At 61.5% G+C, this 15537-nt stretch carries 15 protein-coding genes and 1 pseudogene; all 16 read left to right on the top strand.

The features are described 5' to 3' along the window. Positions 1 to 33: 33 nt before the first annotated feature. Positions 34 to 861, top strand: coding sequence for a cell envelope integrity EipB family protein (locus NKH80_RS16135; RefSeq protein ID WP_023674927.1), 828 nt, complete (start codon positions 34 to 36; stop codon positions 859 to 861). 134 nt (positions 862 to 995) lie between these two features. Further along, positions 996 to 2294 carry a lysophospholipid acyltransferase family protein gene (locus tag NKH80_RS16130; RefSeq protein ID WP_352688317.1) on the top strand — a complete coding sequence of 433 codons (1299 nt, stop codon included), beginning with the start codon at positions 996 to 998 and terminating at the stop codon, positions 2292 to 2294. Positions 2295 to 2337: 43 nt separating this feature from the next. Then, a complete protein-coding gene (locus NKH80_RS16125; protein ID WP_352508484.1) occupies positions 2338 to 2616 on the top strand; it encodes a DUF4031 domain-containing protein in 279 nt (92 codons plus the stop codon). 204 nt (positions 2617 to 2820) lie between these two features. Then, positions 2821 to 3618 (top strand): 30S ribosomal protein S2, encoded by a 798-nt coding sequence (rpsB, locus tag NKH80_RS16120; protein WP_254817316.1) that lies wholly within the window; start codon positions 2821 to 2823, stop codon positions 3616 to 3618. A gap of 119 nt (positions 3619 to 3737) precedes the next feature. Then, positions 3738 to 4661, top strand: coding sequence for a translation elongation factor Ts (gene tsf / locus NKH80_RS16115; protein ID WP_352471655.1), 924 nt, complete (start codon positions 3738 to 3740; stop codon positions 4659 to 4661). A 409-nt stretch (positions 4662 to 5070) separates the two neighbouring features. Continuing rightward, positions 5071 to 5793, top strand: a complete 723-nt coding sequence (pyrH, locus tag NKH80_RS16110; RefSeq protein ID WP_023674934.1) for a UMP kinase — start codon at positions 5071 to 5073, stop codon at positions 5791 to 5793. Positions 5794 to 5889: 96 nt separating this feature from the next. Then, a complete protein-coding gene (gene frr, locus NKH80_RS16105; protein ID WP_084640965.1) occupies positions 5890 to 6444 on the top strand; it encodes a ribosome recycling factor in 555 nt (184 codons plus the stop codon). A gap of 32 nt (positions 6445 to 6476) precedes the next feature. Next, positions 6477 to 7199 carry an isoprenyl transferase gene (locus NKH80_RS16100; protein ID WP_352801697.1) on the top strand — a complete coding sequence of 241 codons (723 nt, stop codon included), beginning with the start codon at positions 6477 to 6479 and terminating at the stop codon, positions 7197 to 7199. A gap of 3 nt (positions 7200 to 7202) precedes the next feature. Then, positions 7203 to 8036, top strand: coding sequence for a phosphatidate cytidylyltransferase (locus NKH80_RS16095; protein WP_352801695.1), 834 nt, complete (start codon positions 7203 to 7205; stop codon positions 8034 to 8036). 104 nt (positions 8037 to 8140) lie between these two features. Continuing rightward, positions 8141 to 9283 carry an RIP metalloprotease RseP gene (gene rseP, locus NKH80_RS16090; protein ID WP_352899869.1) on the top strand — a complete coding sequence of 381 codons (1143 nt, stop codon included), beginning with the start codon at positions 8141 to 8143 and terminating at the stop codon, positions 9281 to 9283. Between the two features lie 217 nt (positions 9284 to 9500). Next, positions 9501 to 11852, top strand: coding sequence for an outer membrane protein assembly factor BamA (gene bamA / locus NKH80_RS16085; RefSeq protein ID WP_352508490.1), 2352 nt, complete (start codon positions 9501 to 9503; stop codon positions 11850 to 11852). A 180-nt stretch (positions 11853 to 12032) separates the two neighbouring features. Beyond that, a complete protein-coding gene (gene lpxD / locus NKH80_RS16080; RefSeq protein ID WP_352992496.1) occupies positions 12033 to 13091 on the top strand; it encodes a UDP-3-O-(3-hydroxymyristoyl)glucosamine N-acyltransferase in 1059 nt (352 codons plus the stop codon). Continuing rightward, on the top strand, positions 13084 to 13548 hold the full coding sequence (fabZ, locus tag NKH80_RS16075; RefSeq protein ID WP_023674942.1) for a 3-hydroxyacyl-ACP dehydratase FabZ: 465 nt from the start codon (positions 13084 to 13086) through the stop codon (positions 13546 to 13548). Before lpxD ends, fabZ begins: the two co-directional genes overlap by 8 nt. Positions 13549 to 13561: 13 nt before the next feature. Then, positions 13562 to 14395 (top strand): acyl-ACP--UDP-N-acetylglucosamine O-acyltransferase, encoded by an 834-nt coding sequence (gene lpxA / locus NKH80_RS16070; protein WP_352992494.1) that lies wholly within the window; start codon positions 13562 to 13564, stop codon positions 14393 to 14395. 6 nt (positions 14396 to 14401) lie between these two features. Further along, positions 14402 to 15304: an LpxI family protein gene (locus NKH80_RS16065; protein WP_502900964.1), complete on the top strand. Its 903-nt coding sequence runs from the start codon at positions 14402 to 14404 to the stop codon at positions 15302 to 15304. Beyond that, positions 15294 to 15537 (top strand): annotated as a pseudogene (locus NKH80_RS16060) (lipid-A-disaccharide synthase); the annotation flags it as partial. The gene NKH80_RS16065 and the pseudogene NKH80_RS16060, both read left to right, overlap by 11 nt.

Below are 15537 nucleotides of genomic sequence, written 5' to 3'. Positions count from 1 at the left end.
GCCTGCCATTAGCCGCGATGATCGGAGCACCCCATGCGCGCAACGCGCCTCGCATTCAACGCCGTTCTCTTGACAGCGGCTTCCTGGGCGGCTCCCGCTTTTGCGGTGCCGGCGCTGCAGGCGCATCGCGCGGTTTACGACATTTCACTCGACAAAGCCTCCGACCGCTCCGGCATCACCGGCATCACTGGCCGCATGGTCTACGAGTTCAACGGCTCCCCTTGCGAGGGCTATACGGTAAAGTTCCGTTTGGTGACCCAGATCGTAACCAGCGACAACACCAGGCTGACAGACCAGCAGATGACCACCTTTGAGGACGCCGAGGGCAAGACCTTCTCCTTCGTGAACAAATCCTTTGTTGACCAGAACCTCGACAAGGAGGTCAAGGGTACCGCAACGAAGGAGGCCAACGGTCTCAAGGTCGATATCGACAAGCCCGAGAAGAACAGCCTGGAACTCGCGCCGACCCAGTTCCCGACCCAGCAAATGGTCGAAATGATCGGCAAGGCGGAAAAGGGCGAGCGCTTCTACGAAACCAACCTGTTCGACGGCTCTGAGGATGCCAACAAGGTGGTGACCACCACCGTCGTCGTCGGCAAGCAAGCCGATGCCGACAACGCCGATCCGGAAGCGCCGGCGCTGGCCAAGCTCGCCACCGACAAATACTGGCCGGTCGACATCGCCTATTTCGATGATGCCGACAAAGGCGGCGAGGAGGTGCCGGAATACCGGATCAGCTTCAAGCTGCACAAGAACGGCATCACGCGCGATCTCGTCATGGACTATGGCGAGTTCTCGATGACCGGCAAACTGGTCAATCTGTCGCTGTTCGATCAGCCAAAGACCTGCCCGTCGAAATAGGCTCGAACCAACGACAAGCCGCCGGCCGCTATCCGGGATAGTAGCGCTTGATCTTGCGGGCGTGTCGTATCGACTTGAGCATGCCGCAATTGCCCATCATCGCCTAACGACGGTAAGCGCCGTGGGGGAGCAGGTTGAGCAGGATCGACGTTTTTGTGGCGCCGCGGCCCAATGCGACGCTGATCAAGGCCATGACGTTCGTCAACCGAATTGTCATGCTGCACGGCATTCCAGGCTTTCGCGACCTGTTGCCGTTCAACCGTCTGGCCGGTTTGCGCGGCGTCGCCAATGTCCGCCACATCTATTTTCCAGAGGATGACCGGCAAAGGCTGAAGGCTTGTTGCGGTGCGGGCAAGGCGACGTTCATCACGCCCAACCATCCCGAATTCTTTACCGACTGGATGATCGACAAGGAGGTCGTCTCGCGGGTAAGCCCGCTGACGGCATCCTGGGCCACGCACGGCGTCGTCAACGGGCTTGGCCGGCTAATGCAGAAATTCTGGTTGGCCAACAATCTGATCGCGCAAATCCCGGGCAACAGCGCGGCCGCCAAGGAACATTCGGTGGCCTGGGCGCTGAAGGGGCACGGCGTGCTCCTGCATCCCGAAGGCGGTGTCGGCTGGCATGCCAACATCGTTGCCCCGCTGCTGCCAGGTGCGGTCGAAATGCGGTTCGAGGCGCTGAAGCGCGGCCGCCTGACGGATCCGGATTTCAAGGTTTGGATCGCGCCCGTGATCTGGAAGCTTGCTTTCACGGGGAATGTCGAGGCACCGCTGGCAAAGGAATGTGCCTATGTCGAGCACAGCCTGAAGATCGAACGCCGTGCCGCCGATTCGCTGCCGGAGCGCATCCATCATATCTATGCGACGTTGCTGTCGCGCGATGAGGCTGCATATGGCCTGCGGTCCGATGAGCGGGTTTCGTATGACGCACGTCAAAAAGACCTGCTCGCGGAACTCGGCCGTCGCCTTGCTGAACTTGTCTCGGTCGACGCCGACACGCTCGACACTGCCGAGCTTTTGCGGCGCTCGCGGCGCTGGCTGCGGGAGAACATAGACGGCGCCGAAAACCAGGCGCAGGTCCGAACGCTGGCAGATACGATCCAGCGACTGCAGCGTGTCGGGCCGTGGGCCTCAGCCAATCCGCGCATCACGCAGGAGGAGATCGCCGAACATTTGAAGCGGATCCGCAACGACTATTGCAAAGGTACGCTGCGCGATACGATCAACCGTTTCGTGCCGCAGCCGGCAGGCCCACGCCGCGCCTATGTCCGGGTACCGGAGCCGCTTGGCTTGCACGCCTATCAAGGCTCCGTAGAGGAGGCACTCGCCGAACTGCACGACCGGATGCAGGAGACCGTCACCAGGACGATGACGCAACTCGAGGCCGGCGGCGCCTTCATTTTCTGTGCCAATCCCTTCTATCATCGTTAGCGGCGTGTTGGTCGGCGCAAGATGAAGGAGTGCGGCAAACCTCATGGCGGTCTATGTCGATGCGGCGATCTGGAAATGGGTCGGCCACCGCTGGTGTCATCTGCTGGCAGACGATACCGACGAGCTGCATCGCTTCGCCGCGCAGCTCGGCGTCAAGCGCTCGTCCTATCAAGGGCCACCCAAGACATCGGCGCCGCATTATGACATAACCGGGCTGGAGCGTGACCGCGCAGTGCGGTTAGGCGCCATCGAATGCACCCGCGAGGAGATCGTCGCTGTTTTCCGGCGTGTGCGGGTGCCGAAGGGGAAGATGCGACAATGACACCGGTGCGCTGATCGCCGCACGCTGAGCCGCAAGACGCCACACCGCTTGCGTTTGTCGCGCTTCCCCTCTATATGCGCGCTCATTCCACACACGGACTTTGGTGTCTGCCCGGGAGAAATCCGGCTGAAACCTCCGGTGGCGTTTGAGGACAAAGTCCAAAAATGCCTGTGTCCGTGGAGGCTAACCGGAAAGGAAATAAGAATGGCTCTGCCTGATTTCAGCATGCGCCAGCTATTGGAAGCTGGCATTCACTTCGGCCACCAGACCCACCGCTGGAATCCGAAAATGGCGCCCTATATCTACGGCGCCCGCAACAACATCCACATCATCGACCTCTCGCAGACGGTGCCCCTGCTGCACCAGGCGCTGAAGCAGGTTTCCGACACTGTTGCCAAGGGCGGCCGCGTGCTGTTCGTCGGCACCAAGCGCCAGGCCTCCGACATTGTCGCCGATGCCGCGCAGCGCTCGGCCCAGTACTATGTCAATTCGCGCTGGCTCGGCGGCATGCTGACCAACTGGAAGACGATCTCGAATTCCATCCAGCGCCTGCGCAAGCTCGACGAGATGCTGGCCGGCGAGGCTCAGGGCCTGACCAAGAAGGAGCGCCTCAACCTCGATCGCGAGCGTGAAAAGCTCGACAAGGCGCTGGGCGGCATCAAGGATATGGGTTCGACGCCCGATTTGATGTTCGTGATCGACACCAACAAGGAAGCGATCGCCATTCTCGAGGCCAAGCGTCTCGGCATCCCGGTCGTTGCCATCATCGATTCCAACTGCGACCCGGACAAGATCGACTTCCCGATCCCCGGCAATGACGACGCGGCCCGCGCCATCCAGCTGTATTGCGATCTGATCGCCAAGGCAGCTATCGACGGCATCGCCCGTCAGCAGGGCGCGCTCGGTGTCGATATCGGCGCATCGGTCGAGGCTCCGGTCGAGCCGGCGCTCGAGCAGACCCCGGCCGCCGAGAGCCCGGCAGCCCAGACCCCGGAAGCATAGTAGCGAAGGCCGGCTGCGGCCTTCATCTTTCCAATATGTTGGCGCGGTAAGCGCTACCGGCACCAGGCGCATCATCGAAAATCGATGGTGCGTCAGTGCATTTAGACAAAGAGGCGACAATGAGCATTTCGGCTGCACAGGTCAAAGAACTCCGCGACTTGACCGGCGCGGGCATGATGGACTGCAAGGCGGCGTTGAACGAGACCAACGGCAATATGGAAGAAGCCATCGACTGGCTGCGCAAGAAGGGCATTTCCAAGGCCGACAAGAAGGCTGGCCGTACCGCTGCCGAAGGCCTGATCGGCGTCGATTCGGGCGTCCGCGAGGCAGCGATCGTCGAGGTCAATTCCGAGACGGACTTCGTTGCCCGCAATGCTGCGTTCCAAGAGATCGTCGCCAATGTCGCGAAGGTCGCGCTTGCCTATGGCGGCAAGACCGAAGCCGTTGCCGCCGCTCCCTATCCGGGCTCGGGCAAGTCGGTCGCCGAGACCATCAAGGACGCCGTCGGCACCATCGGCGAGAATCTGGGCTTCCGCCGCTCGGCCAAGCTCACCGTCGAGCACGGCGCTGTCGCAACCTACGTTCACAATGCGGTCGCCGACGGCCTTGGCAAGCTCGGCGTGCTGGTGGCCATCGAGACGACAGGCAACGCGCATGCCGCGAACGCCTTCGCCCGTCAGGTTGCCATGCATGTCGCTGCCACCAATCCGATGGCCTTGACCACTGAAGAGCTCGATCCGGCCGCGGTGGAGCGCGAGAAGGCGATCTTCGCCGACCAGGCACGCCAGTCCGGCAAGCCAGAAGCGATTATCGAGAAGATGGTCGAGGGCCGTTTGCGCAAGTTCTACGAAGAGGTCGTGCTGCTCAAGCAGGCTTTCGTGCTCAATCCCGACATCACCGTCGAGAAGGCGCTGAAGGATGCCGAAAGCGAGATCGGCGCGCCAGCCAAAATCGCTGCCTACCTGCGCTTCGCGCTCGGTGAGGGCATCGAGAAGGAAGAGACCGATTTCGCGGCGGAAGTCGCGGCAGCGGTCAAGAAGTAAACTATTCGTTTAAAAGTCTTTTTCGGCCGGGTGTCCGCGAGGATGCCCGGCCGATTCTTGCGCGGCGTAGGATCAACTCAAGGACGACCTCGGCGCGCTCGATTTCGACATTGCGCAGGACCTTCGGGCACGGCTCGATGCGGTGAGCCGGTCTTTCACACCCTTTTTCGTATTCGTTCTTCGGCTCGGAAATACAGGATGGCCTTACCGGAGGTCAGACAGTCGGTGACAAGCCGGCTGGCAACATGCCGAACCCGTTCATGCAAGGTGCTTTTGCCGTGTAAGCTGAAGCTGGAAGAGAGTTTTCGGGCTCGGGCGCCGCGTGACATCGTGGCGCCCTTCGTGTATCGGAACGCCCAGTGTTTCGGGGCGCACCGAAACGCGTCACACGCACGATGACGAGGACCAGATGACGGTGAAGCCCCTCTACCGACGTGTCTTGCTGAAAGCATCGGGCGAAGCGTTAATGGGCGAGCAGCATTTCGGCATCGACGTATCGGTGGTCGACCGCATCGCCGCCGACATCGCCGAGGCCCGCGCATTGGGCATCGAAGTCGGTGTCGTCATAGGGGGCGGCAACATCTTCCGTGGCGTCGCAGTCGCGTCAAAAGGCGGAGACCGCGTCACCGGCGACCATATGGGCATGCTTGCCACCGTCATCAATTCGCTGGCGCTGCGCACCTCGCTCAACAAGATCGGCGTCGACGCCGTGGTGCTGTCGGCGATCGCCATGCCCGAGCTTTGCGAAAGTTTTTCGCAGCGTCAGGCGACCGCCTACATGAACCAGGGCAAGGTCGTTATCTTCGCCGGCGGCACCGGCAATCCGTTCTTCACCACCGATTCGGCTGCAGCCCTTCGCGCCGCCGAGATCGGAGCCGATGCTCTGTTCAAGGGCACCCAGGTCGATGGTGTCTATTCGGCTGATCCCAAGAAGGACCCGCACGCGACACGTTTCGAGCGGATCAGCCATGACGAAGTCATCAAACGCGGGCTTTCGATCATGGATACGGCGGCGATTGCACTTGCGCGCGAAAACAACATTCCGATAATCGTCTATTCGATCCACGAGAAGGGTGGTTTCGGCGATATCCTGAGGGGTGGCGGCCGTTGCACGGTCGTCGCAGACGATTGACCGGACCATGAACCCGAAAGGGATCGGTTGCGGATGAGGCTCGAACAGGGCTTACCCTAAGCAGTGAACCCGGGTTAACGGGTCGAGGAGACGATGATGAGTGGCGAATACGACGATCTCAAACGGCGCATGGACGGGGCGATCGCCGCGTTCAAGCATGATCTGGCTTCGCTGCGCACCGGCCGCGCGTCGAGCAACCTGCTCGATGCCGTCCAGGTGCAGGCCTATGGCACCACCATGCCGATCAACCAGGTGGCAACAGTGTCGGTTCCGGAACCGCGCATGATTTCGGTTTCGGTGTGGGACAAGTCGATGGTCAGCGCGGTCGACCGTGCCATCCGTGAAGCCAATCTCGGGTTCAATCCTATCGTCGACGGTACCAATCTAAGGATTCCGCTGCCCGAGCTCAACGAACAGCGCCGCAAGGAGCTGGTCAAGATCTCGCACGGTTATGCCGAGAATGCCCGCGTCGCCGCACGACACGTTCGCCGGGACGGCATGGACTTTCTGAAAAAGGCGGAAAAGGACGGCGACATCAGTGAGGACGACCATCGCAAACGGGCCGACCAGGTTCAGAAACTGACCGACGAGACAATCAGCACCATCGACCACCTGCTTTCCGACAAGGAAGCGGAAATCATGCAGGTCTAGGGTCTGGCCACGGCTGGCCCGGAAGTGAGAACATGGCAACGCCCGCGCATGTCGCGATCATCATGGACGGAAACGGACGCTGGGCCAAGGCGCGCGGCTTGCCTCGGCTGGCTGGTCACCGCGCCGGCGTCGAGGCGCTGCGCAAGACAGTGCGCGCCGCCCCCGGCCTCGGCATCTCCTTCCTGACCGTCTACGCTTTTTCGTCGGAAAACTGGTCACGACCGAAATCCGAAGTCAGCGACCTCATGGGCCTGCTGAAGCTTTTCATCCGACGTGACCTCGCCGAGCTGCACCAGAGTGGGGTGCGGATCAGGGTCATCGGTGACAGGGCAGGGCTGCAGCCCGACATAAGGGGGCTGCTCGAGGAAGCCGAAACGCTCACCCTTAGCAACGAGGCGCTGACACTGGTCATTGCCTTCAATTACGGCGGCCGCGACGAGATCGTGCGCACCGCGCGCAAGCTCGCAGCTGCGGTGGCGCGCGGTGAGATCGACAGCGAGGCGATCACGGCCGAGTCCTTTGCCAGCTCGCTCGATACAGAGGGCATTCCGGACCCGGAACTGGTCATCCGCACCAGCGGCGAGCTTCGGCTGTCCAACTTCCTGTTATGGCAGGCCGCCTATAGCGAACTCGTTTTCCTGCCTTGCTACTGGCCCGACTTCAGTCGCGAGCACCTGTCCGATGCACTGCGCGATTTCGCCGGCCGCGAGCGCCGCTTCGGCGGACTTGCCGCCCAAGATGTCGCCTCAGGCTGAGGAATGAGCAACCTCCAACTCCGGGTCATTTCGGCCGTCGTGCTTGCCATCGTGACGCTTGGCCTGACCTGGCTCGGCGGACTGCCCTTCCGGTTGCTTTGCGCTGCCATGGCGGCGGTGATCTTCTACGAGTGGACGCGGATGAGCCGCCCCGTTGCCCCGGCAGGTGCTGGTGCTATGGCAGGTCTCGGCTTTCTGCCCGAGGCGCTGATCGTGGTCTTTATTGGTGCTCTCGTCGCCGGCTTGCCTGCGTCTTTGCTGCTGCCGCTCGTGGCGGCTCTGGTTGCTGTCACTGCCATCGCGGCGTCGATGCGCAAGGCAGGACCGTGGGAAGCATCCGGCCTTGCCTATGCGGCCGTGTCGGGCTTGTCGCTGGCCTTCTTGCGTGATGGCGATCATTCAGGGCTGCTGGCCATTCTGTTCCTATTCGCCGTGGTTTGGGCGACCGATATTTTTGCTTATTTCGTCGGCCGCTCCGTCGGTGGCCCAAGGCTGGCGCCGTCGATCTCGCCGGGCAAGACGCGGAGCGGGGCGCTCGGTGGGGTGGTCGGCGGCGTAGTGGCCGGTCTGCTTCTGGCCGCAGTAGCCGGAACGGGCAACCTCGCCGTGCTTGGCGTGGTCGCACTGGTGCTTTCGATCGTCGCGCAAGCCGGCGACCTGTTCGAATCATGGGTCAAGCGACGCCACGGCCGTAAAGATTCCGGCACGCTGATACCCGGCCATGGCGGCATCATGGATCGGGTCGATGGGCTTGTCGCGGCGGCTTTCGCCCTATACGTCATCGGCTGGATTTCCGCGACCGCCGACCATCCGGCACAGGGGCTGTTTCCGGTTTGAACGGCATCGTCGGTGGGCCGGCGCGAGGCTGCGTCATGGATTCGCCTGGATTGATGTCACAGTCGCGGCGTGATCTGCGCCGTGGATGAATTTGAGGGCATGAATTGAACGAGATTCTTCACGCGGTTTTCAGCACGGACGGCCTTGTCCTCGGCACGCTGGTGCCTTTCCTGTTCGTGCTGACCGTGGTCGTGTTCGTCCACGAAATGGGCCATTACCTCGTCGGCCGCTGGTGCGGTATCGGCGCAAAAGCCTTTTCGATCGGTTTCGGCCCTGAGATCATCGGCTTCAACGACAGCCGCGGCACCCGCTGGAAGCTTTGCGCCATACCGCTCGGCGGCTACGTCAAGTTCGTCGGCGATATGAACGCGACGTCGAGCCAGCCCAGCTCGGAGGAGGTCGAGGCGCTGAGCGACGACGAACGCAAGGTTGCCTTCCACACGCAGCCGATCTGGAAGCGGGCGGCGACCGTCGTGGCGGGGCCGCTGTTCAACTTCCTGCTGACGATCGCCGTCTTTGCCGTGCTGTTTTCAATATATGGCCGGCCGGTATACGAGCCGATGGTGGCTGAAGTCACCGCAGGCAGTCCGGCAGCGGCGGCCGGCATCATGCCCGGTGACCGATTCGTCAGCGTCGACGGCAGCAAGGTCGAGACCTTTGCCGACGTCCAGCGTCTGGTTTCGGGCCGCGCCGGCGACAGCATCACCTTCGTTATGTTACGCGGCGGCAAGGAAATCACCGTCACGGCGACGCCGCGCTTGATGGAACAACAAGACGCATTGGGCAACAAAGCCCAGGTGGCCGTGATCGGCGTCGTCAACAACAAGGAACTCGGCCAGCCGCGGCTGATCACCTACAGCCCGGCCGGGGCAGTCGGGGCGGCCGTCCAGGAAACCGGACACGTCATCCAGCGCACCGGCCAGTTCCTGCAGCGTTTCGTTGTTGGCCGCGAGGACAAGTGCCAGCTGGGCGGGCCCATCAAGATCGCCAAGATGTCGGGCCAGGCGGCAAAGCTCGGCTTCGAATTGCTCGTCCAGCTTGTTGCATATCTGTCAGTCGGGATAGGAATTCTCAATCTTCTGCCGATTCCCCCCCTCGACGGAGGGCATCTTCTGTTCTACGGCGTGGAAGCTGTCATCCGACGGCCAGTGTCCGAACGGATGATGGAAATGGCTTATCGGAGCGGCCTCATCCTGGTGCTCGGCTTCATGGGCTTTGTTTTCTGGAACGATCTGTTTGGGTGCTGAAATCATGAAGAAATTTGGCTTCAGCGCGACCAATGTTGAGACGCCGTTTACCATGCGTGGGGATATGCGTGACGCGAAAGCCACGCCACAGGGTTAAGTAAATACAAATTAACCAGAAGCCTTGCGTGTAGGGAAAATCCGGTTAATACGGTAGGGGAAATTACCGCACGTCCGGTTTTCTCGCCGTGGGGACTTCGAGAAAAGGTACAAAAGCCCGATGAAGGCAGCATCCAAGTTTCTGAGCGCCGCGTCCGCGGTGGCTATGTCCGCTGCTCTGGTTGTACCAGGCGCGCTCGCAGTGCAGTTCGTTGCCACATCGGCCGCCGAGGCGGCTGTCGTCTCCAGAGTCGAAGTCACCGGCAATCAGCGTGTCGACGCGGACACCATCCGCAATTACGTGACAATCAAGCCCGGCAAGGCGTTTTCCAGCTCCGACATCGACGATGCGGTCAAGGCGCTGTTTGGCACCGGGCTGTTTTCGGACGTGCAGATCAACCAGGTCGGATCGACGCTGGTCATCAAGGTTTCCGAATACCAGGTCGTCAACCAGGTGCTGTTCCAGGGCAACAAGAAGCTCAAGGACAACGCGCTTGCAGCCGCGGTGCAATTGAAGCCGCGCGGCACCTTCTCGCAACAGCAGCTCGACGCCGATGTCGAGGCGGTCAAGGCCGCATACCGGCGTATCGGCCGCGACGATGCCGCCGTGACCACCCAGATCATGGATCTCGGCGACAACCGGGTAAACGTGGTCTTCAACATCAACGAAGGCGGCCGCACCCAGATTGCGGCGATCAATTTCGTCGGCAACAGCGCCTATTCGAGCCGCCGTCTGTCGGACATCATCTCCACCAAGCGCTCGTCCTTCCTGTCGTTCGTGCTGCGCGACGATGTTTATGACGAGGACAAGCTGCGCGCCGACCAGGAGCTGCTGCGCCGCTTCTATTATAATCACGGCTATGCCGACTTCCAGGTCGTCTCGGCTGTCGGCGAACTCGACGACACAACCAACAAATACACCGTCACCATCACGGTGCAGGAGGGCGAGCGGTATACGTTCGGGGATGTCAGCGTCGAAAGCACGATCCCCGAGGTCGACAGCAAGTCGCTTGAATCGGTGGTCGAGACCCACAAGGGCGATGTCTATAACGCCAAGGATGTCGAGGACACGATCATCGCGCTGACCGAAAAGGTCGCCGGTTCTGGTTATGCCTTTGCCCAGGTGACGCCGCGCGGTGACCGCAACTTCGAAAACCACACCATCTCTGTCGTTTATACGATCGACCAGGGCACCAAGGCCTATATCGAGCGCATCGAGATCCGCGGCAACGATCGGACGCGCGACTACGTCATTCGCCGCGAGTTCGATGTCAGCGAAGGCGACGCTTTCAATCAGGTTCTCATCCAGCGCGCGAAGAGGCGGCTGGAAGCACTCGATTATTTTGAGAAAGTCGAGATTTCCACCGTTCCGGGCTCTGAGCCTGATCAAGTCGTGCTGGTGGTCGACGTGGTCGAGAAATCGACTGGTGAGTTCTCGGTCGGTGCCGGTTATTCGACTGGTGGCGAGACGGCTGGTCCGTCCGTCGAAGGTTCAATCAGTGAGCGGAACTTCCTCGGCCGCGGCCAATTCATCAAGGTGGCGGCTGGCGGCGGCAAGAACTCGCGCGATTACAGCTTCTCGTTTACCGAACCGTACTTCCTTGGTCGCCGTATCGCTGCCGGATTCGACATCTACAAGCAGACTCGAAACTATGACCATTACGATAGCGACACGACGGGCGCGACAGTGCGCTTCGGCCTGCCGATTACCGACAACATCTCGACGCAGCTCGCGTATAATATCGCTCAGGAGAAGTATGAGTTCGACGAGGACTGCGACCCTGCCACCTGCGATGTCTCCCAGGCGATTATAAACGGTGTCGAAGAGAGTCCGTGGCTCAAATCGTCGGTTAGTCTCGGCCTAGTTTACAATACCATTGACGACATGAAGAATCCCCATGAAGGCATTTTTGCCAACGTCGGCACGGAAGTGGCTGGCGTGGGCGGCGACGCCAAGTTCATCAAGGTGACAGCGCGCGGCAGCATTTATCAGACGTTGTCCGAACAATTGGATCTGGTAGGCCTCATTTCTGGCGGTGCCGGCCATGTCCAGGGATATGGCAGCGGCGACCTGCGTGTCTTCGACCATTTCCAGAGCAGCGATCGAATGATCCGCGGTTTCGAATATGGCGGCATCGGTCCGGTTGCCTCGGACAACAGCAATGACCATCTCGGCGGCACCACTTACTTCAATGCCTCGGCGGAAGCGCAGTTCCCGCTGCCGGTCATCCCGGAAAGCTTCGGTTTGCGCGGCGCGGTATTCGCCGATGCGGCAACGCTCTACGGCAGCAAGATTGCCTCCAACCTCGTCAATCAGTCGACGACCGGCATGGAATGGCGCGCTTCTGTCGGCGTCGGCTTGATGTGGGCATCGCCTTTCGGCCCGATCCGCATCGACTATGCGATCCCGGTCAAGAAGGAAAAGACCGACGACGTGCAGGAATTCAACTTCGGCATATCGACCCGCTTCTGATGTGCGGGTAACGATGCTTCCGGCTCGTTTGGATCCGGATGGCAGTGATCCGACACTACAGCGCAGCGCGTCCTATCGGACGCTCAAAGGACGTTGTAGCACTTTGATTTGCGCATGATCCTTTTCCGAGGATCGATTTCCGATTTCGGGGTCATGCGCTAGCTGGATATTGCTTCTGGAATGACCGATCCGGTGTTCTTCGCGCCCTCACGCCGGTATACGGCCGGCGAAGTCGCGAATCTGACCGGCTCGATGCTTGTCGATTCCGCTCTCGCCGATGTTTCGATCGACGCTCTGGCTCCCGCCAACGAAGGCGGCGAGAACGCCCTTGTCTTCGTCGATGGCAGGCGCAATTTCGCCCTGATGCAGTCACTGCGGGCGGCAGCGGTTCTCTGCCCTGCCGAATTTGCCGCCAAGGCGCCAGCGGGCATCGCGGTTCTGGTGCATCCGCGCCCGCAGCAGGCTTTCGCAACGGTCGGGCGCCTGCTTTTCCCGGCGGCTGCGACGCCTGGACCGATGACCGGCGAAACCGGTATCTCGCCGCACGCCCATATCGATGCGACCGCCCATGTCGAGCCCGGTGCGATCATCGAAGCGGGCGCGGTCATCGGACCGCGCGCTGCCATCGGCAGCGGAACCGTCATTGCCCCTAATGCGGTTATCGGTCCTTCCTCCCAAATTGGCCGCGACGGCTATGTCGGTCCAGGTGCCAGCGTGCAATATGCATTGATCGGCAATCGCGTTATCATTCATGGCGGCGCCAGGATCGGCCAGGATGGCTTCGGCTTTGTGGCCGGCGCAAAGGGTCCGGAGCGGGTTCCGCAGATCGGCCGCGTCATCATCCAGGACGACGTCGAGATCGGGTCGAATACGACCGTCGATCGCGGCGCCATGTCCGACACGATCATCGGCCAGGGCACCAAGATCGACAATCTGGTGCAGATCGCGCACAACGTTCGCATCGGCCGCAATTGCATAATAGCCGGGCTTTCGGGTATTTCCGGTTCAGTGACGATAGGCGACAACGTCACCATGGGTGGCGGCGTCGGCCTTGCGGATCATTTGACCATCGGGTCCGGCGCCAAGCTTGCGGCAAGAAGCGGGTTTATGAGCAATGTGCCTGCCGGTGAGATTTGGGGAGGATATCCGGCGCAGCCGATGGCGGAAGCCATGCGCGAGATAGCAGCCTTGCGCAGACTTGCACGGACGCGCAGACAGGGTGAGGGGGGAAATGGCTGACATCGCAGCGGCGACGCTCGAAGCGGTTGACATAATGCGGCTGATGAAGCTCCTGCCGCACCGCTATCCGTTCTTGATGATCGACCGTATCGTCGACATAGATGGCGACGAATCCGCAATCGGCATCAAGAACGTCACCATAAACGAGCCGCATTTCCAAGGTCATTTCCCTGACCAGCCGGTCATGCCCGGCGTGCTGATCATCGAGGCGATGGCGCAGACGGCCGGCGCCATCTGCATCCGCAGCCTTGGTACGGAAAAGCCGTCGCTGGTTTATTTCCTGACCATCGACAATGCCAAGTTCCGCAAGCCGGTCGTTCCAGGCGACCAGTTGAAAATTCATGTGAAGAAAATCAAGAAACGCGGCAATCTTCTCAAATTCGCTTGCGAGGCCCTCGTCGATGGCGCCAAGGCGGCGGAAGCCGAGATCTCGGCGATGATGGTCGCAAGCGGCTGACAAACGAATGCTAATGAAAATCCAGACAGTCATCCATCCATCGTCGGTCATCGATGCAGGCGCCCAAATCGGCGAAGGCGCCCGCATCGGGCCCTTCTGTCACGTCGGCCCCGAGGCCGTGATCGGCGACCGCGTCGAACTGGTCAGCCATGTCTCGGTGATTGGCGCGACCACTATCGGTGCATCGACCAAGGTTTATCCGATGGCGATACTGGGCGGACCACCGCAGAACACCAAGCACAAGGGTGGCCGTACCACGCTGGTGATCGGCGAGAACTGCACGATCCGCGAAGGCGTCACCATGCATGTCGGCACCGATTCCAGCCGCGGCGAAACGATGATCGGCGACAACGGCAATTTCCTTGCCTATGCCCACATTGCCCATGACTGCGTGGTCGGCAAGAACGCCACCTTCGCCAATCAAGCGACGTTAGGCGGGCATTGCGAAGTCGGTGACAATGTCTACATCGGCGGCCTTACCGCGGTTCATCAGTTTGTCCGCATCGGCGATAACGCCTTTCTCGGCGGCTGCTCGGCGATCGTCGGCGACGTCATTCCCTACGCCATCGCCGTTGGCAACCGTGCCAGCCTTCGCGGCCTCAACATCATTGGGCTGAAGCGCGCCGGCCTGCCACGTTCGGAGATCCATTTGCTGCGCAAAGCCTATAAGACGATCTTCGATCGCTCCCGGACCGTCGGCGAAAACATCGAATTCGCCAAGGCGGAGTTCGCCTCGTCGCCGACTGCCATGAAGATCGTCGATTTCATTGCCGGTCGCGGCAAGCGGCACTATGCCGTGCCGTCGCTCAAGGGTGGCGACGGCGACGATGCCGATGATGAAGACTGAGAGCAGATGACGAAGATTGAGGCTGCCGGAAAGGGCCTTGATCTCGCGCCAGATGCCAAGGTCGGTATCATCGCCGGCGGCGGCAGCCTCCCGGTCGAAATTGCCCGAGCGCTCGCCCGGCAAGGCAAATTGCCCTTCGTCGTGATGGCGGCGGGCGAGGTCGACCGCATAGCCGATTTCGAGCCCTATGAGCAGGCAACCCTGAGGCTGGAAGACGTCGGCTCGCTGCTGCCGATCCTCAAGCGGCATCACGTTACGCATCTGGTAACCGCGGGTCATATCACGCGCCGCCCCAGGCTGAGCGCCATGCGCCTCAATTTGGGCCTGCTCGCCTGGCTGCCCAGCCTCTTCGTCGGTGTAACTCGGGGAGACGATACGGTGCTGAAATTGTTCGTGCGCAGGATCGAGCGCAGCGGCATCAAAGTCGTCGGCGCTCACGAGATCGTGCCGGAACTGGTCGCCGCCGAAGGCCTGCTGACCAAGGCGGCGCCACGCAAAGCCGACTGGCGCGACATCGAGGCGGCGCACGCGGCGGCAAAAGCCATCGGCGGGCTGGATATCGGCCAAGCGGCTGTTGCGGTCGGCGGCCGCGCCATTGCGCTGGAAGGCGTCGAAGGGACTGACGGGCTGCTCGAGCGGACAAGGGAGTTGCGCGGGCACGGCAGGCTGGCGGGCCGGACGCGCGGTGTCCTGGTCAAATGCGCCAAGCCCGGTCAGGAACTGCGTGCCGATCTGCCCTCCATTGGCCCGCTGACCGTCGAGGCGGCGCATGCCGCCGGACTGGCCGGCATTGCCGTAGAAGCCGGCCGCTCGCTGGTGCTCGAAAGTCCCGCCACCATCGGGCGTGCCAATGCGCTCGGCTTGTTCGTGATCGGGCTGCCTGCTGCGGAGCCGGCGCATGGCGAATGAGCGGCCGTTGAAGATAGCCATCGTCGCCGGCGAGGAGTCCGGTGACCTGCTTGGCGCCGATCTTGTGCAGGCGTTAAAGCGCATGACCGGGCGCGACGTTCGGCTTGTCGGCATCGGCGGCCGCCATTTGCAGGCGCTCGGCCTGGCCCCATTGTTCGACGGCAGCGAGATCGCGCTGATGGGGCTTAGCGCCATCCTGCGCGACCTGCCGCGCCTGATGCGGCGGATCGGCC

The sequence above is a fragment of the Mesorhizobium sp. M0904 genome (assembly GCF_040319475.1).
Taxonomy (GTDB): Bacteria; Pseudomonadota; Alphaproteobacteria; order Rhizobiales; family Rhizobiaceae; genus Mesorhizobium.
This window is presented reverse-complemented; position numbering and strand designations above follow the sequence as displayed.